The sequence below is a fragment of the Ruminococcus sp. genome, from assembly GCF_019417665.1.
Lineage (GTDB): Bacteria > Bacillota > Clostridia > Oscillospirales > Ruminococcaceae > Ruminococcus_C.
Genome location: NZ_DXUU01000020.1, coordinates 18127 through 41778 on the forward strand (window position 1 = coordinate 18127; position 23652 = coordinate 41778).

General features: G+C 46.0%; 21 protein-coding genes and 1 pseudogene. 10 read left to right on the top strand and 12 right to left on the bottom strand.

Features of this window, described 5'->3' with window-relative positions:
- The first annotated feature begins 132 nt into the window (after window positions 1–132).
- The gene (locus QZ375_RS06970; protein ID WP_295217293.1) at window positions 133–1473 is read left to right on the top strand and encodes a hemolysin family protein; all 1341 of its coding nucleotides are present in this window, start codon (window positions 133–135) and stop codon (window positions 1471–1473) included.
- Window positions 1474–1646: 173 nt separating this feature from the next.
- On the top strand, window positions 1647–2255 hold the full coding sequence (locus QZ375_RS06975; RefSeq protein WP_295217295.1) for a hypothetical protein: 609 nt from the start codon (window positions 1647–1649) through the stop codon (window positions 2253–2255).
- Between the two features lie 257 nt (window positions 2256–2512).
- Here QZ375_RS06975 and QZ375_RS06980 read toward each other — a convergent pair whose 3' ends face one another.
- Both QZ375_RS06980 and QZ375_RS06985 read right to left on the bottom strand, forming a co-directional pair.
- A complete protein-coding gene (locus QZ375_RS06980; protein WP_295217297.1) occupies window positions 2513–5374 on the bottom strand; it encodes an RICIN domain-containing protein in 2862 nt (953 codons plus the stop codon).
- 263 nt (window positions 5375–5637) lie between these two features.
- A complete protein-coding gene (locus tag QZ375_RS06985; RefSeq protein WP_295217299.1) occupies window positions 5638–5820 on the bottom strand; it encodes a hypothetical protein in 183 nt (60 codons plus the stop codon).
- A 209-nt stretch (window positions 5821–6029) separates the two neighbouring features.
- Here QZ375_RS06985 and QZ375_RS06990 point away from each other — a divergent pair, with 209 nt between their 5' ends.
- Genes QZ375_RS06990 through ptsP form a run of 3 tightly spaced genes read left to right on the top strand, consistent with a single transcriptional unit; the run spans window position 6030 to window position 10085 of the window.
- Window positions 6030–8165 carry a PTS transporter subunit IIABC gene (locus QZ375_RS06990; RefSeq protein WP_295217301.1) on the top strand — a complete coding sequence of 712 codons (2136 nt, stop codon included), beginning with the start codon at window positions 6030–6032 and terminating at the stop codon, window positions 8163–8165.
- A 13-nt stretch (window positions 8166–8178) separates the two neighbouring features.
- The gene (locus QZ375_RS06995; RefSeq protein ID WP_295217303.1) at window positions 8179–8436 is read left to right on the top strand and encodes an HPr family phosphocarrier protein; all 258 of its coding nucleotides are present in this window, start codon (window positions 8179–8181) and stop codon (window positions 8434–8436) included.
- A gap of 11 nt (window positions 8437–8447) precedes the next feature.
- Window positions 8448–10085 carry a phosphoenolpyruvate--protein phosphotransferase gene (ptsP, locus tag QZ375_RS07000; RefSeq protein ID WP_295217306.1) on the top strand — a complete coding sequence of 546 codons (1638 nt, stop codon included), beginning with the start codon at window positions 8448–8450 and terminating at the stop codon, window positions 10083–10085.
- Window positions 10086–10237: 152 nt separating this feature from the next.
- Here ptsP and QZ375_RS07005 read toward each other — a convergent pair whose 3' ends face one another.
- Together QZ375_RS07005 and QZ375_RS07010 are read right to left on the bottom strand one after the other, a co-directional pair.
- Window positions 10238–11407 carry a glycoside hydrolase family 5 protein gene (locus QZ375_RS07005; RefSeq protein WP_295217308.1) on the bottom strand — a complete coding sequence of 390 codons (1170 nt, stop codon included), beginning with the start codon at window positions 11405–11407 and terminating at the stop codon, window positions 10238–10240.
- Between the two features lie 13 nt (window positions 11408–11420).
- The gene (locus QZ375_RS07010) at window positions 11421–12776 is read right to left on the bottom strand and encodes a cellulase family glycosylhydrolase (protein ID WP_295217310.1); all 1356 of its coding nucleotides are present in this window, start codon (window positions 12774–12776) and stop codon (window positions 11421–11423) included.
- A gap of 141 nt (window positions 12777–12917) precedes the next feature.
- Here QZ375_RS07010 and QZ375_RS07015 point away from each other — a divergent pair, with 141 nt between their 5' ends.
- Both QZ375_RS07015 and QZ375_RS07020 read left to right on the top strand, forming a co-directional pair.
- Window positions 12918–13793 (top strand): helix-turn-helix domain-containing protein, encoded by an 876-nt coding sequence (locus tag QZ375_RS07015; protein ID WP_295217312.1) that lies wholly within the window; start codon window positions 12918–12920, stop codon window positions 13791–13793.
- A gap of 49 nt (window positions 13794–13842) precedes the next feature.
- Complete coding sequence (locus QZ375_RS07020) at window positions 13843–13989, top strand: hypothetical protein (RefSeq protein ID WP_295217314.1); 147 nt, start codon at window positions 13843–13845, stop codon at window positions 13987–13989.
- Between the two features lie 119 nt (window positions 13990–14108).
- Here the strand turns inward: QZ375_RS07020 and QZ375_RS07025 are convergent, their stop codons facing one another.
- Window positions 14109–15587 carry a hypothetical protein gene (locus QZ375_RS07025; protein WP_295217316.1) on the bottom strand — a complete coding sequence of 493 codons (1479 nt, stop codon included), beginning with the start codon at window positions 15585–15587 and terminating at the stop codon, window positions 14109–14111.
- Window positions 15584–16066 carry a sigma-70 family RNA polymerase sigma factor gene (locus QZ375_RS07030; RefSeq protein WP_295217318.1) on the bottom strand — a complete coding sequence of 161 codons (483 nt, stop codon included), beginning with the start codon at window positions 16064–16066 and terminating at the stop codon, window positions 15584–15586. The genes QZ375_RS07025 and QZ375_RS07030 overlap by 4 nt, the downstream gene beginning before the upstream one ends.
- 427 nt (window positions 16067–16493) lie before the next feature.
- On the opposite strand from QZ375_RS07030, the gene QZ375_RS07035 reads away from it, so the two are divergent.
- From QZ375_RS07035 to QZ375_RS07045, 3 genes are read left to right on the top strand one after another with little or no spacing between them, the layout of a single operon-like run.
- Window positions 16494–17423, top strand: coding sequence for a hypothetical protein (locus tag QZ375_RS07035; protein ID WP_295217320.1), 930 nt, complete (start codon window positions 16494–16496; stop codon window positions 17421–17423).
- Between the two features lie 33 nt (window positions 17424–17456).
- Window positions 17457–18752, top strand: coding sequence for a dockerin type I repeat-containing protein (locus QZ375_RS07040; RefSeq protein WP_295217323.1), 1296 nt, complete (start codon window positions 17457–17459; stop codon window positions 18750–18752).
- 16 nt (window positions 18753–18768) lie between these two features.
- Window positions 18769–20055, top strand: coding sequence for a hypothetical protein (locus QZ375_RS07045; protein WP_295217326.1), 1287 nt, complete (start codon window positions 18769–18771; stop codon window positions 20053–20055).
- A gap of 205 nt (window positions 20056–20260) precedes the next feature.
- Here QZ375_RS07045 and QZ375_RS07050 read toward each other — a convergent pair whose 3' ends face one another.
- The 6 genes and pseudogenes from QZ375_RS07050 to QZ375_RS07065 form a co-directional block, all read right to left on the bottom strand.
- Window positions 20261–20764 carry a hypothetical protein gene (locus QZ375_RS07050; RefSeq protein WP_295217328.1) on the bottom strand — a complete coding sequence of 168 codons (504 nt, stop codon included), beginning with the start codon at window positions 20762–20764 and terminating at the stop codon, window positions 20261–20263.
- 2 nt (window positions 20765–20766) lie between these two features.
- A pseudogene (locus QZ375_RS14265) lies at window positions 20767–20934 on the bottom strand (hypothetical protein); the annotation flags it as partial.
- Window positions 20935–21038: 104 nt separating this feature from the next.
- Complete coding sequence (locus QZ375_RS14270) at window positions 21039–21326, bottom strand: DUF4368 domain-containing protein (RefSeq protein WP_365728560.1); 288 nt, start codon at window positions 21324–21326, stop codon at window positions 21039–21041.
- Complete coding sequence (locus tag QZ375_RS07055; RefSeq protein WP_295217330.1) at window positions 21257–22639, bottom strand: recombinase family protein; 1383 nt, start codon at window positions 22637–22639, stop codon at window positions 21257–21259. Before QZ375_RS07055 ends, QZ375_RS14270 begins: the two co-directional genes overlap by 70 nt.
- A 151-nt stretch (window positions 22640–22790) precedes the next feature.
- Window positions 22791–23126, bottom strand: a complete 336-nt coding sequence (locus tag QZ375_RS07060; protein WP_295217332.1) for a hypothetical protein — start codon at window positions 23124–23126, stop codon at window positions 22791–22793.
- Between the two features lie 223 nt (window positions 23127–23349).
- Window positions 23350–23652, bottom strand: a 303-nt coding sequence (locus QZ375_RS07065; RefSeq protein ID WP_295217334.1) for a hypothetical protein, incomplete at its 5' end; no start/stop codon positions are given.

Genomic DNA, 23652 nt, shown 5'->3' on the forward strand with positions numbered 1-23652 from the left:
ATGTTTTTTTGAGAATATACTGGGATAAGAGGCATAGTCTACACCAGATGCGGTGTTAGCTATGTCTTTTTGCGTTTTTACCACAAACAGACTTCACAGATAGATATGATAACAGGAGGAAAAAAAGTCCATATGATCTGGCTGATTTTATTACAAATCATTCTCATCGCATTGAATGCGATTTTCGCAGGGACAGAGATCGCCGTCATTTCTGTCAATGAGACCAAACTGGAAAAAGAGGTTGAGACAGGCAACAAACGTGCACGATGGCTTCTGAAAATGATACGGAATTCATCAAGATTTCTGGCGACCATCCAAGTCGCCATTACGCTGTCGGGCTTTTTGGGTGCTGCTTTTGCCACCGACAGCTTTGCAGAAATCCTCTCCCAATGGCTGCAAAAAATTGGAATCGGACTGAGTGATTCCGTCATGGACACCATTTCTGTCATTCTGGTAACGCTTATCATGTCCTATTTTTCTATCGTTCTAGGAGAAATGGTGCCCAAGCGTATCGCCATGAAAAATGCAGAACGACTCTCCCTGACCATGGCCGGGCCGATTACAGTAATTGCAAAGCTCTTTGCACCGCTTGTATGGCTGCTAACAAAATCTACCAATGCAGTGCTCCGGCTCTGTGGTATTGATCCCAACAGCGATGATGAGATCGTCACCGAAGAGGATCTGCTTCTCATGGCAGATGCCGGACGCAAAAAAGGAACCATTGATGCCACGGAAAACGACATGATCAAAAATGTTTTCGCCTTTGATGATCTGACAGTAGGTGAGATCTGCACCCACCGGAAGGAGGTCTCTGTTCTGTGGATGGATGAGACCATTGCGGAATGGGAGCAGACCATTCACGAGTCCCGACATACGGTATACCCGGTCTGCGGTGACAGTATTGACCAGATCGTGGGTGTTCTAAATGCAAAGGATTTCTTCCGGCTTCAGAACCGCACCAAGGAATTTGTTATGGAACATGCGGTACACACACCGTATTTTATCCATGAAACCCTGAAAGCTGATGCACTGTTTAGCAAAATGAAGCGCCACGCCGATCACTTTGCTGTAGTGCTGGACGAATACGGCGGCATGTGCGGTATCATTACTGTAACGGATCTGGTGGAACAATTGGTGGGTGATTTCGATGATGACGAAACAGCCCAGCAGGAACCGGAAGTGGAACGCCTGGACTCCAGGAGTTGGAAAATCCGAGGTACATGTTCCCTAAACGATGTCTCTAAGGCTCTGGAACATGAGTTTCAGGATGAGGAATATGAGACGTTCAGCGGTTATCTCATCGGAAAACTGGGCGAGATTCCCAAAGACGGCACAAAGTTAAAAATGCAGGTGGACGGTTTTCAAGTATACATTCTGAACATCCGACAGCACTGCGTGGAAAAGGCAATTGTACGCATTCCAGAACAGGAAAATGCTGCCGCAGAGGATAAAACTGCCGAATTAAAGCAGTAACGTGGAAAAAAGTTTGTCCAAAATCGCCTTTGACAGCAGAGCAGCAAATCTGGTAAAATAATAAAGCTGTAAAAAAACAGCAGAAAATATATCATGCGTAGAATGGTTCAGCGTGAGATCACTTCAGTGGTTTCACGCTTCTTTTTTTTTGCGCAGAAAAGGAGATTTTTATTATGCCAAGAAATCAGTTTCAACGAATGGTATTCGCATTTCTCACTGTTCTGGTGACAGTACATGCCTATGTCTTTTACAGCCTGTATGTGGTCAATGGTTCCACCCTGCTCGCCGTCAACGAAGGCGCATCGGGCGTGTTGGATGCCATTGGGATGCAAGGCGGTGTGTACATGTTCGGCCGTTTCATGCCCATCTGGGCGGTTATTCTAGTAGAATTCTGCTTTGCCTATGCCCTGGAAGTTGTCATGGGCAGTCCTTGTTCTTTCCGGCTGGCGTGCAAGGTATTCGACCCCAGAACCACCCATCCGGTACTGTTTGAGACTGCCATTATTTGTACCACTGTGGGACTCATGTGCCCTTCCATGAGTCTGATCGCTGCTTTTCTGTACTACCCCTATTACGCCGGATTCGACATTTTCACGTTGCTTGCTAACTGGGTAAAGCTGGTCTGCTTCAACTTCCCCTTTGCATTTTTTTCCCAGCTGTTCTTTATTCAACCCCTGATCCGCACCGTATTCAAGGCATTGTTCCGAAAGGATATCCAAAAGCGGCAGGAGCAGCATATGGAGCCGGATACCGCAGAACAAGCAGTGGAAGCGGCTGCCTGAGCCAACATTTCGTAAAAACAAATATTATCCACCCACAGAAATGTCATTTGTAGAAGAAAAATATGGGCAGAAAATGTTTGCACCTATATAGATTTCTTTTCCATCATATGAATAAACAACCCCCGGCAAAGTGTGAACTAGCCGGGGGTTGTTTGAATACAGCGAAACGCTATGATGGCCAACAGGGTGTACCCAGATTTGTTAAGGCTTTAAAAAATTTTCGAAATAAGTGATTTCCATTCCGATTTGATAGTCCCTCAGGACTCAATGAGCATACACCGCATTAGACACAGATCAAAGCCATTGATAATCCCATCCTTGCAGAGGTCTCCAGCTTTCCAGTTAACAAGGTCACCCTGACACAAGAGCCACTTTTGCAGCATTACGAGATCGGCTGCATTTGTTACACCATCATTATTCACATCACCTGCAACCTGTTCGTCAGGTGATCCTGTGGATGTCGTTATGGCAGTTGTTGTTTTCCCAGATGTAGTTGCTGCCGTGGAGGCAGTAGTAGTTGTGGTTACGGCAGTTGTTATTGTAGTGGTTGTCGTAACCGGTTTCGTCTCTGTTGCAAGATTCCACCGCTGACAAGTATGGTTTGTCGGTTCCCACTGCTGCACATTGGCACCGCCTGCTACAGAAGCATTGCTTACTTCAACGAGGCAGGTATCCTTTGAGGCATGGCTGATTATGCTGTATGAACCATCAAGATTTTTCGTAAAGCGGAACAGCTGTGCACTGTCCTTTGTAGAATATGCAGCGAGTTCGATATTTCCGCCGTTTCCGCTGCCATCCGCCTTAAGGGCATAGCCTTCATCTTGAACTGAACGAATCCAGTAATAATTCTGTGAACCAAATGAAGTGAGCAGCCATTTCTGACCATTGGTATTATTCTGCTCCCACTGCTGCACATTGACATTTTCTTGCATTTCACCATTCACAATATCCATAACCATACCTGAGTTCATATTCTGGAATGTATAGATCACGTTGGTATCCATTGCACAGCCGGGGTCTGTCACAGATTCCAAGATCCACTTCTGACAGTCTGCGCCGTTCATCTCCCACTGCTGCACATTTGCACCAGAAGTTTTTGAAGCATCTGCAACCTCAATCACTGATTTTTCACCTGTGATTCTCGTACAGATGTTATAGCTGCCATCAGCATTTTCCGTCAGCATAAACTGCTGATTGGTACCGCCGTTATACTGATAGATATCAATGTTTGTCCCATTATCCGTCTTTTTCCCGGCAATATCCAGCACATATGTACCGCCATCTCCCACCGCAGATGCAATATAATAATATCCATCACCTGCACTGTAAAGCTTCCAAATATCGTGCGCAGAAGTTCCGTTCGTTCCCCACTGCTGTACATTTGCACCATTTTTCGCTGCCGCATCAGCTACCTGGAGATAGAGACCGGAGTTGACATTCTTAATTCGATAAGCCGCACCTTCCGTAAAGCTAGCAGCAACTGGTGCACTGGGCGCTTCTGTATAGCCTGCGCTGGGAACACCCTTTACAGAAAAACGCAAATACATTATGTTACTCCTTGAGGTCTGACATCCGCTGTAGGTAGAGCAATAGGTTTTTGCATTTACTGCGGAAAGTGAGGTATAACTATAATTAGAAGTTGGACGCCAGGTACAATCTGTAGCATAGCCCTCAATCGTAGTGCGGGAACATCCGACAGATGTGGAACCGGTTTCCGCATAGGAGCCTGGATATGTCACCGTATTCCAGTCGCAGATCACATTGCCGCCGTCCTCATAGCAGCAGTTCTCCGCAAAAACCTTCGAAGCTGTATGTACCGTATACGCCATGCTGAATGTGCTGACATAGTTATTGAGCGAATGGAAATAGCCGTAACGCATAAGGCCAGGACCTCTCGTCAGGGTCTCGTGGAATTTATTTCCGATCAGAGACATACGAGGGAAATTATTGTAATTGTTATAAGAAGTCTCATCATCCGCTGGATAGCCCAGGATCAGACCGTATTCATGCAGACCAAAAGAACAATCTGAAACGGTACAATAATCCGCATCATAGCAGCAGGCAAGGAATTTGTCCCAATCCTCCAGTCCCGTAGAAGCAGTGTTATAATCGGCATGACCGGTAAATGTGCAGTGGTCTACCCAAAGATTCTGACCGGATCCAAAATAAACCACAATGGAGTCATTGCCGTTCGATTCGGCATCGTGCTGCAAGTCAAAATTCTTAATGATAATATTGTTTCCTGTACCGCTCTTGGACGATGTACAGAATTGCACGTTGTATAATGTATGTGCGGAATAGCTGCCAATAATGGTTTTGTTGTTATGCACATAAATTCTGCCGTCTGGGCAATAATACCGTCCAGATGAGTCCGTTGTCAGGCTTGTTACCTTAATATCCGCAGTCACAACAATCGTATAGGGCGTGTCAGATGCGGCATATTTCTTCAGGTCATCAAAAGTAGAAACCTCTACAGTCTCCCCGAACAAGCCACCGATATCTCCAGCTTTGATGTTATTGGTATTGTCATTGAAACAATAACCCGCAAAGCCTTGTAATCCATCGGCATTCAACAGCCAAAGCTGATTGTCCGCACCGGTATAGGACGACAGCATCATACCTGATGTACCCTGTGTCAGTGCAAGGGATGTGTCGGCATAGTTGACGATTTTGTAGTACAGATCATTTCCCAGATGGTCTTTTTTCACCGGGATCACATACCAATGCTGGGACTGCGCAGATTCACTGCCGTACATGATCACCTTTGCACCTGCTGACACATTGTAGTTCAATGGCGTCAGGAGACGGCCGGACTGTGCGTTAACAAGCTTGAAGAAAGTACCGATTGTATTCGACCCCACCCGGTCAAACCGCCAAGATGCCGAAAGATCGCCGCCCAGTGCCTGTACAGTAACTGCTGCGCCGTCAGCTGTTCCAGTCTCCGTCAACACCTTTCCATTATCCTTGGTTGCAATATTCATCAGCTGCACCGGATAATCCACAGATGCCGCCCATACTGGAACTGTGACATTGCCGTAGCTGTACATGGGAAGCAGCCATGCGGTGAGCATGACAAACGACAGAATAACTGCCTGCCATATACGTTTCACTTTTTTCATGATCATTTTCCTCCTCAAAATATATCGCCATATATCGCCCATTTTTGCCTGTCATGCATGGTTTGCGTTTCGTGATATTTCACAAAGTTCTATCAACAGACGTTTTCTTTTTCAAGTATATCATAAATTCAAGTGAAATGCAAGCATTTTTAAATCGGACGCACATTACGGCGACATCACACAAAAATTGTGTGGTGCCGCCGTATATACATTGCCATCACTTCTGTTTCATTTGCAAACGGATAATATCCGCTCCTATATCATCATCCTGTCGCACACAAAATACGTTCTACATACTGCCGCATCTCCTCCTTGGAAGAAACCGTATGCGTGCCGTTTATGATCTCCCGTTTTTTCTGTTCCGGAAGTGCGGCGAATTTCAGCAGTGCCTCCGGATTCTGCACAAGCGCCATGCCAAAGCCAAGGGGAATTTCATAAGGTTCCATAGTTCACCTCCAGATATAGGATATCATTATCCTGCCCGAAAGTGCTAAGGTTATCCATAAAGCATCTCTAAAAAACTGCCCACATAGGAAGTGCACACGTCTTTTCGAGCATAAATTTTAGAACGGATCCTCCCAATATAAAACCTGGATGCATATTTCCCCTGCAATGTCAGATACTAAGGCGAATGAAAAAAACGGAGGTATCATCCATGAAAGACAAACTCTTCGGGGTCTTGCAGCGTGTGGGGCGTTCCTTTATGCTTCCCATTGCACTGCTGCCCGTTGCCGGACTGCTTCTGGGCATCGGCAGTTCTTTCACAAATCCAACCACCCTGGAGACCTATCATCTCACAGACATCATCCAGGAGGGCGGTCTGCTTTACACAATTCTGGACATTATGCGCAAAGCGGGCAGTGCTGTCTTTGATAACCTGGCGCTGCTGTTTGCCATGGGTGTTGCCATAGGTATGGCGAAAAAGGAAAAAGAAGTAGCTGCCCTTGCCGGTGCCATCAGCTATTTGATCATGAACACTGCCATCAGTGCCCTGATCACTGCAAAAGGGGGCGTGGATGCCATGGCGGCAAATTCCACCACTACTACCCTTGGCATCACTACCCTGCAAATGGGCGTGTTCGGCGGTATCATCGTAGGGCTAGGCGTTGCAGCTCTCCATAACCGATTCTATCAGATCAGGCTGCCACAGGTACTCTCTTTCTTCGGAGGAACACGGTTTGTGCCCATCATTTGCAGCGTAGTCTATCTGCTGGTGGGCATCGGTATGTTCTACCTTTGGCCGGTAGTACAGGGTGGCATTGCCCGTCTGGGGCAGCTGGTGCTGAATTCCGGCTATGTGGGAACATGGATCTATGGCATCGCAGAACGTGCCCTGATCCCCTTCGGGCTGCACCACGTGTTCTATATGCCATTCTGGCAGACGGAGCTGGGCGGTTCTATGGTCATCGATGGGGTTACGGTACAGGGTGCACAGAATATTTTCTTTGCAGAGCTGGCTTCCAGAGCTACAGAACACTTCTCCGTTTCTGCTACCCGGTTTATGTCGGGCAAATTCCCCTTTATGATCTTCGGTCTTCCGGCGGCAGCATTTGCCATGTATTGTGCTGCCCGACCGGAAAAGAAAAAAGCTGTTGGCGGTCTGCTCCTCTCCGCAGCTCTAACGTCCATGGTCACGGGTATTACCGAACCCCTGGAATTCACCTTCCTCTTCGTTGCCCCTGCCATGTATGCCGTCCACTGCGTGCTGGCAGGTCTGTCCTATATGCTTATGCATATGCTGAATGTAGGCGTGGGCATGACCTTTTCCGGCGGTTCCATCGACCTGACCCTCTTCGGTATTCTCCAGGGCAATGCCAAGACCAACTGGATCTGGATCATTGTGGTGGGACTGGTCTATGCAGTGGTGTATTATTTCGTGTTCTACTTTATGATCACCCGGCTGCATTACAAAACTCCCGGCAGAGAAGCCGATGACGAAGAGACAAAGCTCTATACCCGGAAGGATATGGATGCCCGGAAAAAAACATCTTCCCATAACACACAGGACAGCTTCGACCGTGTGAGTGCCTGCATTGTAGCAGGACTGGGCGGTGCGGCAAACCTCTCTGATGTAGACTGCTGCGCCACGAGACTGCGTGTCACGGTAACAAACCCGGCACTGGTAAGAGACAATCTGCTAAAAGAAAGCGGCGCATCCGGTATCATTCACAAGGGCAACGGCGTACAGATCATATACGGACCCCAGGTCTCCGTGGTGAAATCTCAGTTGGAGGATTTTCTGGATACAGCAGAGGCTGCCCGGGCGGCAGAACTTCTAGAAGAAGCAATACCGCTGGAGTCTGTTCCCCACGAGAATCCATCCCCCGGAAAAAACCAGTCCATCTCCTTGTATGCCCATATACAAGGTGAAGTTGTTCCCCTGGCAGATGTGGCGGACGAAGCCTTTTCTTCCGAAATGCTGGGAAACGGCATTGCCATAGAGCCGGAAGAGGGTAAACTCTATGCACCATGTAATGGCACAGTGGAAATGGTATTTGACACCAAACACGCCATCAATCTAACATCCGATCAGGGATGCGAACTGCTTTTGCACATCGGCATTGACACTGTAAAGCTGAAAGGCGAATTCTTCGAAGCACATGTGGCAGACGGACAAAAAGTGCACAAGGGCGATCTGCTGATCACCTTTGACATGGACGGAATACGAAATGCTGGCTATCGCCTCACCACACCCATGATCATCTGCAACACAGAGGATTATACCCATATCAATGCCGTTGCATCCGGGCATATCACACCGGAAGCAAAGCTGTTGGAAATCAATGAATAAAGGAGAAAAAACCATGAAAACATTCACCTATACCATCAAAGACGAACTGGGCATCCACGCACGGCCGGCAGGAATGCTAGCAAAAACAGCAAAGGCCTATGACAGCGAGATCACCATCACCAAGGACGGAAAAAGTGTCCTCTGCACAAAGTTAATGGCACTTATGGGGCTGGGTGCAAAGTACGGAGATACAGTAACGATTACTATTAACGGCGGCGATGAAGCGGCAGCAGAACAGGGAATCCGGTCGTTTCTGGAAGCCAATCTGTGAGGTGACGGTGCATGATAACATTTACCGGAAAAGGCGTTTATGGCGCATCTGCCATAGGAAAAATCGCCGTGTTCCGTCGGCAGGATATTCCTATCAAGCGCACAAAGATACAGGATATCTCCTCAGAGCTGAAACGCCTGGAACAAGCAAAGGAAAAGACGCTGGCACAACTGGAGAAGATCCACAAAAAGGCGCTGAAAGAGGTAGGCGAAGCCAATGCCCAGATCTTTGAGATCCACATGATGATGGTGGAGGACGAGGACTACAGCGATGCCATTATAGAAATGATACGCACCCAAAATGTCAATGCGGAATATGCTGTGGGGGTAACTGGCGATCATTTTGCGGAAATGTTCGCCGCCATGAACGACAGCTATATGCAGGCAAGAGCCACCGATGTAAAGGATATCTCCAACCGGATCATTGCCTGTCTCACAGACGGCAGTGCCGACACATCTGCATCGGCGGAAAAGGTTATTGTCTGCGCAGACGATCTTGCCCCCAGCGAAACCGTCTCCCTGGATAAAGACAAGGTGCTCGCCTTTGTCACAGCCCATGGCTCGTCCAATTCCCACACGGCAATTCTGGCAAGAAACCGAAACATCCCTGCCATTATCGGGTTGGGAGACGATTTTCTGGAACAGATCCAGGACGGTATGCTTGCTGTCGCAGACGGTTTCACCGGAGAATTCCTTGTCGATCCCGACCCGGAGACAATCGCACGCTATACACGAAAACAGCAGGAGGAGACGGAGAAAAAGGAACTGCTCCAGAAGCTCCTGGACAAGGAAAATGTTACCCTAGACGGCACGAAGATCAAGATATATGCCAACATCGGCAGTGCTGACCAGACAGGCGCAGTACTGCTCAACGACGCAGGTGGCATAGGTCTATTCCGCAGCGAGTTTCTCTATCTGGAAAAGAACGACTACCCCACCGAAGAGGAGCAGTTCCGGATATACAAAAAAGTTCTGGAAAGCATGGCGCCGAAAAAGGTCATCATCCGTACTCTGGACATCGGTGCAGACAAGCAGGCGGACTATTTCCACATGCAGCCGGAGGAAAATCCGGCGCTGGGACTACGAGCCGTGCGGCTGTGCCTGACCCATCCTGAGATATTCCGGGCGCAGCTCCGGGCACTGTACCGGGCATCGGCATTCGGGCGGCTGGGTATCATGTTCCCTATGATCACCAGCGTCAGTGAACTGAAAGAAGTCCTTGCCCTCTGCCAACAAGTGAAGCAGCAACTGGAAGATGAGCACCTGGCATATTCCCACACCATGGAGGTGGGCATTATGATCGAGACTCCAGCGGCGGCAATTATCAGCGACAGGCTTGCGCCCATGGTGGATTTTTTCAGCGTCGGCACGAATGATCTGACTCAGTACACTCTGGCATGTGACAGGCAGAATCCCCAGCTGGAACGCTTCTGCGATCCTCATCATGAGGCGATTCTCCGGCTCATTGAGTTGTCCGCTAAAAATGCCCATGCCAACGGTGCATGGATCGGCATCTGCGGTGAACTTGCCGCTGACACATCCCTGACAGAGACTTTTCTGCGCATGGGGATTGATGAGCTTTCAGTCTCGCCGCCCTTTGTGCTAAAGGTACGGGATGCCGTGCGAAAAACAGACCTGCGGCGTTCTTAAATTTGGAATTACAGAATGATAATCCATCCCGACATTTGCCATTGCACCGTTTGTCTCAGAACACGGCACGCCGTGCCCTTACGGATTGTTGTTGAAATAGCCCTTGCATAGAAATGGCTGGCACACCGCATATGGTGCACCAGCCATTTCCGTTATTCACCGATCTTCTCAGCAATCTCCGTAATCACACGCTGATCACTTTCCGATTTCACCTGATATTCCGTTCTGGAATAGAAATTATCATTGACATCCCAAAGCACGGGAACAAAGCCGTATTCCGCAGCCATATTCAGCATCAGGCGCAGACATTCCGACGAGTCCGTATATTCCGCATTCCGTGCCAGATGAGTACTCTCATAAATGGAAGTACACTCTCCCACAAACACAGGGATACCCTTTTCTGTAAACGCCGTTTTCAGCAGTTCACACTGATCTGTGCTGTAATCCAGCCACGCCTGATTGCCCACCTGGTTCATCCAATATTTCGCATTGTCAATATAATGCACAGAGACCATGAGCCTGTCCTCTGCCGTATCCTCCGGCATCCGGAATCTGGCATCCGTAGTTTTATCAATATTCGTCCAATAGCCAGAGACAATGAGCAGCCGCTCCTGATTCTTGCCTCCTGTTTTCCGAACAGCGTCCACAAAGGTCTGGTTCATCTCGTTAACATAGTCATACAGCTGGTCATCCGTGTAGGAATCTGACTCCTGCTGGGAACCCAGATTCTCATTGAAGCCCTCAAACACCAGATAATCAGAATAGTCCTTGTAGTGTTCGGCAATCTGCATCCACAGATGTTCCGTGATAGAGAGTACCTCTTCCTTTTCGTGATTCTTGATGAGGAATTCGTCGTAGTGGTGAATATTGATAACGGCATACAGCCCATCCTCCAGACAGTATTCCACAAGCTCATCCACACGCTGGAAGTAGTCCGGACTGATGGTATATGTCCCGTCGTCCGCCATCATATTACCCCAGTACACAGGGATACGCACCGTGCGGAATCCTGCCGCTTGATAGCCGTCAATGCACTCCTTTGTAGTCGGGACGGCACCCCAGCAGGTCTCATAATTCTCCGGCGTATTCTCTCCGATGGTCATACAGCCGCCAGTCTCGTTGGCAGTATCCTCCCAAAACGCCTCCATGGTATTTCCCAGATTAATGCCCACGCCCATATCCTTTGCATAGGCAGTAGCAGTCATATCCCGTATGGCAGTTTCAGAGGTCTCACTGCCGTTCCCGGCAGCAGTTCCACATCCGCTGACAAGACTGACTGCACCCGTCAGAACACATACCATTGCAATCACTTTTTTTCTCATGCTCCTATCTCCTTTATGCTGTCTGTTGTAACAACATCTGTCTGAGCACTGCCAGATCGAGACCATTCCATCTGCCGTCCCCGAATACATCGGCACACGCTGCCTGTCCTTTCGTCAGAGGAACTGTTCCCAGAAGATATTTCTGGAATAGCACCACATCACTGACACTGATCGCACCATCCAGATTCACATCGCCCTTTTCTGGCTGGACAGTACTCCCCACGATCTCCTGGAATGCCGCTTTTAGTTCCGTGTCATACATCCGGCAGCTGCTGCGATCATAATGCAGTCCCGTAATATCCCAGAGCACCGGGCAAAGCTGACGGTCATATGCCGCCTTGCAGACCGAAGTCAGGAACAGCCGGACGGAATCTGCATCCTTGTTATTTTTAGGGCAGCCGAATTCGCCCACGATCACCGGGATACCCTTGTCAATAAAATTCGTTTTCATCATATCCATGTAGTGTTCCAGCTGGGCAAAGTCAGAATCTGTTCCCCAGGTCGATCTCGCTGTCCCCCAACTTGCATCCTCTTCCAGAATGGCAAAGTCTGAGGGTGTATAATAATGCACTGATACTGCACAGCGGTTCACAGAATCCTCCGGCATCTGGAACAGACTGTCGCAGGTCAGGTCAATATCCGTGGCATAGCCGGCAATGAGAAGATGCCGCTGAGAATTATTGCCGCCGGACGAACGGACGATATCCACAAAAGTCTGGTTGATCTCGTTCAACAGAGCGTATGCCTGTTTCTTACTGTCGTTGTCACCGCTCCATCGGTTCCAAATATCCTCCCAGCATCCCTCCTCGTTCAGGGATTCAAACATGAGATAATCATCATATTCCGCAAAGGCATCAGTCAGCTGTTCCCAGATACGGGTGTATTTTTTCATGCACTCGTCCTTGTCCGTTGAGAATCCGGCAAACCAGCCGTTATCGTAATGGATATTGAGGATCACATACATGCCACTGTCCAGCGCCCAGTCCACTGCTTCCCACACTGCGCCAAGATAGTCGTCGCTGATAGTATAATTTTCCTCCATCATATTCGACCATGCCACAGGAATACGCAATGCCCCGAAACCCTCATCTGCATAGCCCTGAATCATCTCCTGGGTAATGATCGGACTACCCCAAGCAGTTTCATAGGATTCCGGCGTACCATCACCCCACTGGGCGATCCAGTCACCGCAGGATTCGTATGTATTGCCCAAATTGATGCCAATGCCCATGTCGCGCACCAGTTCCATGGTAGTGATATTCCGCATTGTTCCATCGGATGCGTGGGCTGCCCCAGCAGAAAGATCCCCTGCCGCTGAAAGGCAGAGTACAGCAGCTGTCAATAGTCCTGTTATTTTTGTATGTTTCATAAGCGCCACATCCTTTCCCGAAAAAGCCTTGCATTCACGTGCCAAATATGCTATACTTCCATTATAGCACATCTCCCTGCATATCAGCAGGATAATTTCGACAAATAATAGCATAAAACTGACAACAAAAAGGAGCCTCCCATGTTCCGAATGCCTCTCAGCGCCTTTCTTCAGGATGAAAGCTTTCCCTTTTTCATACAATACGGCATCCACAAAGAACCTCTCTATCTCCACAGCCACGACAATTTCTCCGAGCTAGTCATTGTACTCAGCGGCAGTGCAGAGCACATTGTGGACAGCGAACGATACCGCATCCGCAAGGGCGATGTCTTTGTTATCAGTGATGAGACAGAGCACGGCTACACAGATGTCCGAGATTTCCGCATCTGCAATATCATGTTCCGTCCGTCTTTCTTTTTTACGCCGGAACTGGATATTACGGAATCTGCCGGATTCCAAGCACTGTTCGTACTGGAACCCCGCTATTCCAGAAAAAGCCGTTTTTCCAGCAGGCTCAAGTTAGATATGGACGCTTTTCTTCAGATAAACCGCATGATCGACCAACTGCACCAGGAATTCACCGAAAAATCCGACGGCTGGAAAACCATACTCAAGGCGGAATTTCTGAAGCTGACCGTCACTCTGTCACGCCTGTATCGTTTCGAGGCGATTCCCGACGATGCTGGGATCCTGCAACTGGCAGGTGTCATTGCCTATATTCAAAAAAACTATGCAGAACCGATCTCTGTCTCTCAGCTTGCAAGGCTTTCCAACTATTCTGAGCGACAGTTTATCCGGTTGTTCAAAGAAGCCTTCGGCTGTATTCCCATGACCTATATCACCAATCTGCGAATGCAGAAAGCGTGTGAATTGCTCCGGACAACAAACCTCTCCATAGCAGAGATCGCCTCTCGGTGCGGCTATCACGACAACAATTATTTCAGCCGGATCTTCAAAAAGCACAACGGTATGACACCCTCGGCATACCGTGCCAGAGTAATAAAAAATATCTCATAAAAAAAGCGGCATCCTCTGCCTGTATCGTCCAGGCAGAGGATGCCGTTTTATGTTTATTCTATCGTATCAGTGTGTGTTATTCCACTACCGAGGTATCATTGCACTGGAAGAGATGATTCCAGGTGCACCAGGAATTTCAGAAGCAAAAGACTGCCATCCAGATCAATTTCCCGATTTTGATTGCAGTCTTCGTTGATTCTGGCAGTTTCATTTATCATCACAGGCGGTGTGGTATGGGGAAATGTTTCGAATCAGTCCTACTGCAAGGCTCATAACACATGCAGCTATCTTTGTCACAAAATTTATTTCATTTTTTCATAATGATCCCTCCTGTTCAGAGAATGAATCCTTTTTCTGTGCATATGAGGCAATTGTAGACGTAACCACATTTACAGTTGTGCTTGTTTCTGATGCAGCAGTACTCTCCGCCGGGTCATTTACGAAAATGGGGAAACTTGCCCTGGCAGTGGTATCCCTATAGGTGTACCACAATATAACATGATAGATGCCAGGCGTATTCATATCCAGCTGACTAGTGTCCACAGTGAGCACACCGCTTTCTATGAGTGCACTGACAGCTTCTGAAGTCAGATCCTGGGTATACACCTCAGGCTCATATCGTTCCACACCATCTTCGTCAGTATAGCAGTAACCGGCGGAAATATTCGTTCCAGTAAAGTCTACTTCCTCTCCAGGCTGATATTCAATCTTGTCCGGATAACTGTGGAGGAAAAGATAAGAAGTTAGTTGCGGATCAATAGTTGTTGTTTCTGACTGAGTAGTCGTTGTCACATCTGTAGCAAAAACAGTTGTAGTCTGCGTGGTATCCGTAGTCTTCATTGTGGTTTGCTCTGTAGACCATATCGTTGTTGTTGTCTGTGTGGTAGTCAGCATAGTAGTTTGAGTCGTGGTCAGGGTTGGAAAAAACGTTGTCGTCTGTGTGGTAGTCAGCGTAGCAGTTTGAGTCGTGGTCAAAGTTGTAAAAGTCGTTGTTGTCTGTGTCGTACCTGGGATAACTGTAGTGGTTGTCCCAGGCAGAGCAGAAGTTTTTTCCGTTGTGACGATATTGGTTTCTTCATCCTGTGTATCTGTTGTAGCAACAGCCGCTGTGCTGACAGTAGTTCTGCTTGTCTGCGTGTTATGCGTCGTATACATAGTAGTCCCGGCGGAAGTTTCGGCGTTGCCTGTCAAAACTGGTGTGGTCTGCTTTACCGATGCAGCAGAATTGGTTTCTGTCACCATATCCGTATTTGTGTCTGGCTGCTCCAGTGCAGTTTCCACAGGAGAAGCATCCCCACTACCAGTTAGTATGCTATCGGTTTCTCCGGCATTTTCCGTCACAGCTGTTGTTTGCGTTTCCGTGGGATTCTGAGAAACGGTAGCGGCAGCCTCTAATGTTCCCGATACAGTTGCTTCCGCTGTCTGAACAAACTGAGTCGGTTCGACCACCTCTAGTGTACCTCTTCCCTCCTGGATGGTGGGATAGATAGACAGACCCAAGCCCAGGAAAACTGCTGCTGTGATCATGCCGATCCACTCTATGCGGAAAAAGCGCATTTTACGGAACAATACAGGAAGAAGTGCACTGTATTCCTGTTTCATGTACTCCGGTTCCTGCATCTGTCCCCGCAGCAAGGCAATCTCACGAACAAGTGCATCTACCTTGTCAAAATCCGGTTCTGCCTTTCCCAATTCCTCGTCCATCTGCTGCTCCAGCATATGACAGCGTACTGTATCTCTATGATATTTCTCCTGTATGCGCCGGGCAAACTGAGAATCTTGATTCCGTTTCATGGAAACTCCCTCCTCTCTTTTGCCTGCATTGCATTTGCAACTTTACGCCGAAGCCGTGTCATTCGCATATAAGCAGACGCTTCTGAGATCCTGAGCTGTCCGGCGAGTTCACGGATGGTGTATCCCTCCATGTAATGTTTCCATAACAAGGTATATTCCTCTTTGGTCAGAATGTCCCGGATATGGTCGTCTGTCCAGTCCGGCTCAGATGTTACACTTTCCCTGGACAGCACTTCCTCCGGTGCAGCAGCACAGCGTGCCTCACTGCGGCGGTATTCCTTTATCGCAATATCTGCCGCACGGTACAGCCATGGTCGGATATGTTCCAGATCTTTCAACACAGACTGCTTTTTTACCAGGACACAGAACACCTCCTGGGTGCAGTCCTTAGCCGCATCTGCATCGTCCAACCTGGCAACACAGTAATAATAGATGGAATCATAATATCGTTCCACTATCGTTGTTATGATATCTTTCATTAGTTCATCCTATTTCATCATGATGGTAGGCAGAAGTGCCGTGATAGTATTTTTATTATATCACAGCCTTCTATATAGTACCGACTGAAAAAGTAGAAAATCTAACGAAAGCCGCACAATTTTGTAGGAATACACAAATTCAAGTCAAATAAATTGTATAAATTATCCCCAAGTCGAAGAAAAAGGAAAACAATGGAGAATCTGCTTTCCACGCAAAGTCCGGCAAGGGCATAAGGGATGATACTTCACGGAGAAAAAGACATCAGAAATATGGAATGCACTCCCTCATGCCTTGCTAATTTTTACATTTAACACGTTATTTTTGACATTTTGATTTTGGCGAGAAAAAAGTATGCTATTATATAAGTATTAGAAAAAATCAGCACATGGTTTTTTCTTGAAATAAAATTGAAAGGATGTATTTCTTATGAAAAACAAAATGAAAAAATTGACCGCTGGTGTTTCTGCACTGGCAATGGCAGCAACTCTCTCTGCTACTTCTGTACCGGCTTTTGCGGCAGAATTTGAGAGCATGGAAGCGCAGGAATTTGTGAATTCCTTTGAAGACGAACGTGCTCATAATGTTGCACAGTATTGTGTAGATAACTGTACAACATTGGATGAAGCAAGAGAAATCATGAAAACCTACATGGAGGGACGTTCGCTGATTGATAGTGAAAGCACAACAACGCCTCTTACAAGGTCGACTAAAAAAACGCACGCAATCAGTGGTCCGTATTATAGCGGATCCAACCTTGCTAGCACTCCTCACCGAGCAGTAATCCTTGTAATGAATACTGCGGCAACCATGGAGGGATCTATAAAGATCTCATGGAATCATAATAAAGTTAAGTATTTATGTGACGAGAAGGAACCGTACAAATTTTTTAGTAACTATTCCAACATGGAATTTTCCTTGAAAACCGATCAGGACACAGGGGATGAATTTATTAAGATCGAAGATAGAATAAAAAGAACAACTGATACAGCTGGTGACTCTGCTAGTGTTTGTTCTTTCAAAATAAAAGCAGTTTCAGAAGCGACTTCTGAATCGTCTGTTCACAGTGCTTTCATGATTGATACTAGAGGAATTTACTCTACAAATGGTCAAGACTCCGATATTGAAATTCATACTTACGCTTTAGGCGATTATGACCACAATGGTATTGTCAATTCTGCAGATTCCTCTTATTTGTTGGAATTGCTTACTGGTTACGACGTTACTTTTACTTATGGTGGTAGTAACAGCAGCGAGTATAATGCTGTATCTGGTCCTGTTAGCGTTCTGGCAGCAGATGCAAACGAAAGTGGTACTATTGATATTTCAGATGTAACCTGGATTAATCAGCACATTTAAGCATATCCTCTTATCTGGAAAGGAGCGCAAAAAATGAAAAAAGCTTTTGTTTCTTCTATAGCAATATTGCTTTCCGCATCCATGCTTGGCGGAACAGTTCAGGCAGCAAATGCCGTACCTGTTGCCACTTCCACCACAGAAGAAACAGATTACCGATATGACGAGGTTTATACGGGCACATGTGGAAATGATACAGTTTCTGCTACATATACATTTGCATTCGGGGATGTACGTGAAGACGGCTCACTTCCTTTAGAACTCACATTTTCTACAGAAGATGTCGCCCCCTCAGAATTCACCTACTACACAGGAACATATAATACTTTCTGGGAGGATTCCGATTTGATCTCATGGAAGTATGATAAATCAACAAGGACGCTTACCTTTTCAGGTACGGGTTCTATGGTTGATAAGGAAAATAACTATGCATCAAGAGTTTGGAAACATATTCTTTCAGAAGATTGCATTATTCAAAATGTTGTTTTTGAAGAGGGTATCACCGATTTGGGATATATAGATACAACTTTATTTGAATTGAGCTGTTGGTCAAACTATGATAAAGTTCCTATGACCAACCGAACCGTTTCCATTCCCGAAAGCGTACCCGAAGCCAATCTCACTGCTTCCTTACTAGCCAATTGTACTTACAAAGTGCTTTACGGTTCTGAAGCATATAGATATTTTTCCTATCATTCCTACAAGTATGTTGTAACTGATATAGCAAAAAACCCTTTGTGGGAAACTTCCGGCAGCACTATTTTTGCAAATAACAAAGCTACATGGGAATATGATTATCAAAGCGGAGTCATGACGATCAGCGGCGGTATTTTTAATCTAATGAGTACCCCAGTGTTAGGACCACGAAATGCATATGTACTGAATGCTGATGTTGTTGTTCCGGATGATCCAAGCAGTACAGAACTTGGATACAATACATACATGCGTGATTTTCTCTCAAGAAAAGCGCCTATCTACTGCTATAAAAACAGTGATTTTGCAGAAAAATACGATCTTTTTATCCAGCAATTCCAAGCATATATGGAAACACTCAGCGAAGAAGAGCTCGAATATTTGAATACAGATTGTCTGAATGCAAATATCATCTTTCTTGACGAGGAAACATCCTTTGTAGGCGATGCAAATCTGGATGGCAAAGTTGACGTAACTGACGCTGTTTTGCTGAATAAGGTTGCAAACGGCAGTGTCACACTGAACGATCTCCAAAGAAAAAATATGGACTGCAACGGTGATGGTACAATTTCTGTGGAAGATGGTCTTGCGCTCCTGCGCTATCTGGTACATCTGGAAGATTCTCTGCCCATTGCCTAGATGAAAGGAGGTCAAAATGAAAAAAGCTATAATCACTTTCAGTGCACTGTTACTTTCCGTTTCCATGCTTGGCGGAACAGTTCAGGCAGCAGGCAGCACTGCACTTGTTGCAACCTCAGTTACGCAGCAGACGACCTACTCCGGCACATGCGGTGCAAAGGGCAGTGATGTCACATGGACATATGATACAGAAACAGAAACTCTGACCATTTCCGGAACGGGCAAAGTTGAAGCATATGTAGAAAATGGTGCAACCATCAAAACCCCTGGCTGGATGGCAAATGGCATTCCTTTTGAAGCAACTCATGCAGTGATCGAAGATGGTATCACTGGCGTTGGAGAGGGTTTCTATGAAAACTGCTTCGGCGGTTCCGCTGGTGCTTTAAAACTGGAGGTAAGCGAAAGCGTCAAAAACATGGATCTGGAAAGCCTGCTGAATAACGAAAATGTCTATTTCTACGGAAAAAAGGAATCCTGGTTTTACTATTCGGTTTATCAAACAGACCGTTTTATCTCCACAGGTACAGCTACTGAAAAATATGTTCCCACTTCTGGTACTTATTCAGACGGAGCAACGTGGAGCTATGACATAGAAACCCGAACTCTCACCGTAGACGGAAATGGTATGATCGCCGAAAGTGAATATATGGAACACTTCGGGCAATCAGCAGAAAAAGTGGTGTTTGGAAGAGACGTTCAACCGCCGGACAGAACAGATTCCAATGGTCTGAATCTATTTCTTTATTCGTGTATCGCACAATATACAAGTGAGGATGGTCCTGAGGTTTGTCTCTACCGTAACAGCGTCATGGGAGCGGAATACGAAAAATTTTATGCATATCAGCTAAATCAAAGCGGAAAAGATGAGGATTGGGTCAATCAGCACTATCCAGTTACTCTCCTGGAATCCGGCACAGGTGGAGACCTTTATCTTACAAAAACATATGGTACAGTTGACGGCGGAGCAACATGGGAATTTGACTGCAGCAGCCGTACTCTGGTTTTTGATAACGGTACAATAAACAAAATCCCTTATTTGGACGACCAAATCCCCTCCGACGTGTGGTATTGTACAGAATCTATTGTTTGGGGAAAAAATTTGATTCCCAATGAAGAAACAGCAAGTCTTGATTCTGTTACCTATAATGCATTTGTCTTTCGAGTAGCATTATCAGATTCAAATTTTACGGAAAAAACCATGTATTGCTACGCCAATAGTGCGTTCGCAAAAGAATATGAAGTTTTAACAGGAAATCCAGATGTTTTCAACAATTTTTACGCGGAACGCAGGGAGAATTCCTGAAAGTGAGCGATATAATTTATCTGAATGATACAGACGCTTTGCCCTATACTCCTGTAGATAAACACAGCCAGGAGGATATATGCATCTCGACCAGACAAGCGGTATCCTAGACGGCGGTGTCGAATGGACATTTGGAAACGCACGTCACAAATGATACAATGCACACCCCAAAGCAAAGGGAGTGCAGTCTGCACCCCCACTCCCCTCAAATTTTCTGTACCAACTCCGTCCCATCTTTCAAGACAAACACGATTTTTCCATCTCGATGCACCACTGCTTTTTCTACAGCAGCCAGCCACAGCTGTGTGTCAAATTCCAGCAGCATCCCATTTTGTCCGCTCAATGCTCTTTGAAAGTCCTGAATCTGTTCTCGTTTTGCCAACCGCTCTGCTCGTTGTTCCTGCAGAGCGGTTTCTTGTTTCTGCAGCGGTTCATATTGTCCCACCAGTGCCTGATACCGTTTCTCATACTTTTCCTGATCCTGCACAATTTCACTGTTCTCCCGAACATATCCCTGTACCTGTTCCGAAATCCGTATTTTCTGCGTTTCCAGTCCTGCAGTTGATGCTCCAAATCCGTACAGTCCGTGAGCAGTTCCAGCATTACCTGACAGTTTTCCAGAATTGCTTTTCGCTTTTGCAGCAATTCCTGAACTGCCGCCTGAAACCGCTGCTGTATGACACTCTCCTGCAAATGGGGTGTCTGGCATTTGCACACCCCTTGGAATTTGTGATTGCATTGCCAGATCACACGGCGATATTTGCTGTTGGAATGCCAAACTTTTGCCCCGAAGAAATTTCCGCAGTCTCCGCAGACAAGCCGGGCAGCAAATACGCTCTTTCCATTGTACTGCCGCCGCAGGTTCTGTCGTCGCAGCATTTCTGCCTGCACCAGTTCAAATTCCTCCGGATCAATGATGGGTGGGTGACTGTGCTCCACGAAATACTGGTCGTAATACGCTTAGGGAACTCTCTCTTCGCTAATTAAAAGATGCCGATACCCCGAAAAAAAACCGAAATTGCGTTATCTCTTTTTGAAAACGGCAACTTTTTGCTTGTGTTTTGACATTTGCCAACCTCAATATGTTCGATAAAGTCAACCAACATTTGTGGAGTGAGTTCCGTAACGGCATCATACTTTTTGATTGCCTGCATCAACAGTTTGACCTTGTTGGCAGATTCATTTTTCTTATGAAGTTTGCCTATGAATTCTGCAACGAATGCGTTAAGTTGTTCTTTTTCTTCATCGTAAGTTTTTTCAGACTTGCAAATAAAGCTCCATCTATTTCACCTCTGACTTTTGCTTCAAATAAGCCCTGAATGTACTTGTCAATTTCTGCAATGCGAAGCTGTGCCTTTTCAAGATCAGCTGAAACAACGGCTTTGCTGTCATCAGACTTCTTTTCTAAATGCTTCTGCATGATTCTGTGAAATTCATCGGGATCAGATTTTGCCTCGCCGATGATTCTCTGAATAGCTCTCAGAACTTCATCTTCAAGATACTTTTCTGGAACACCGTGAAAGTAACACCCTTTGCTTTTTCGGTAGGTTGCACATTCATAACAATAAAGAGTATTCTCACGCTTTGTACCGCACTGTCTGCCGTGCATTCTTGCATGACAGTCCATGCAATACAGATAGTCACCAAAAAGGTATTTGTGCGGTCTGGACGGATGACGTATCGTTTTTTCACGTCTGTCCTGTGCCATCTGAAACAGTTCACGGCTGATGATTACAGGGTGCGTATTCGGAAAGATCTTGATTTTATCGCTTCCATTGTAGATCACAGTCTTATTCTTATAAGAGGTTCGCTCTGTACGAAAATTGACTGTATCTCCGACATATTCCTGTCGTTTGAGAATAGAAACCACAGTCGCACTGCACCAGGAGTAAATATTTTCAGTAGTGACTGCAATGCCTTTACGGATTTTCTTATGATATTCTACTCCCACACGTTTTTCAGCCTGTAACTGCATGGCGATCTGCTTTGTTCCCATTGCATGATAAACATACAGTTCAAAGATTTCTCTGACTACCTCAGCAGCTTCTCCATCGATCAGCCACTCCTGCTTGTTTTCCGGTGTATTGTAATACCCATACGGCAATTTTGAAGTGATGTGCTGACCACTGTTGCCTTTCTGTCGCATCATAGAGCGAATCTTTTTGGAAATGTCCCTGCTGTACCATTCATTCATCAGATTATTGATCGGCAGCAGTTCATTCATTCCCTTGGCGGAGTCTACATTATCGCTTATCGCAATAAATCGTACATGGTATTTCGGAAAGTCAATTTCCACATACTGACCTACCATGAGATAATTTCTGCCCAGTTGGCTCATATCCTTGACAATTACTGTTCCGACCAAGCCGTTTCTGATGTCATCCATCATACGCTGAAAATCCGGTCTGTTGAAATTTGTGCCTGTATATCCGTCATCCGCATAATAGGAAAGATTCGTAAAGCCATTGGTTTCTGCATAATTTTTAAGCAGTGCTTTCTGATGCTCAATGCTTCCGCTTTCCGTGTCAATACCGTCATCAAAAGAAAATCGGGTATATAGAGCAGTGATTTTTCCTGTCTGCATACTTGTTTCCTCCTATACTGACAGGCTTAAAATTGCTCTTTCTATTTTAGCGCAGAAGCGGAATAAACACAACCACAAAAGCAAAACTGTTGCTGAATCGTCGTAATTTGTTACAAAATTGCAGCAATCAGGTTTGGTGCGTTCTTCATATTCAGTTTTCAAGATTCTCAAGTTCTTCAAAGCACAGAAAACGAAGCAGTTCCAGAGCCTTATGCAGCTTTTTGGACATTGCTTGTCTGGATATGCCGTATGTTACGGCGTATGCTTTGATTGTTTTATAGTTTCCACAATAGAAACCGATCAGGACTTCAAATTTACCCAGATACAGATCTTTGAATTTCAGAAGTGCCTGCCGCATGGCAAGCAGCTGTGCATCTTCCAGATCAGGCGGAATGTAAAGATTATCATGATATGTGATGATTCTTCGTCTTTCACGTCTGTCCGAATACTCCTGATGACGAATCATCTTTCTGATTTGATCGTTCACTGCATACAGCGTTTTGAAGTCAGTGTATGGTCTGTCGATATCATCATCTCCGAATCCATAGACAGGCTGGTAAATTTGCTGTAATCAGCATAGCACAAAAGCAATGAAAAAGCAAATCGGCACTTTTTTCAAGTTCCCAAATCGTCAGACATTTTTGGTTTGTGGAACTTTGCGTGATAAAGAAAAGCTGCACTCAAACATCTCTGTTCAGGTGCAGCTATTATTATATTTCATTTTTAATCATATCATAAAAGTCATTAAAACGCATTCCCAAGAACCGCTTAGAAAACCAATAAACATTAGACGGTTCAGGATAACCCAGCAGAGGATAGATTTCTTTGATCGTAAGTCCGTTTTTGATAGCGTCAATCAAAATTTTCTTACGTACTTCCACGATGACAGTCTGAAAATTTGTTCCTTTTACTTTCTTTTTGTATTCAATATATCCGTCTAAATCTTTTTCAAGCACCGCTTGTAAGCAGTATAATAAAACATACAGGAATCCGCCAAAAAGTGTACAGGTTCT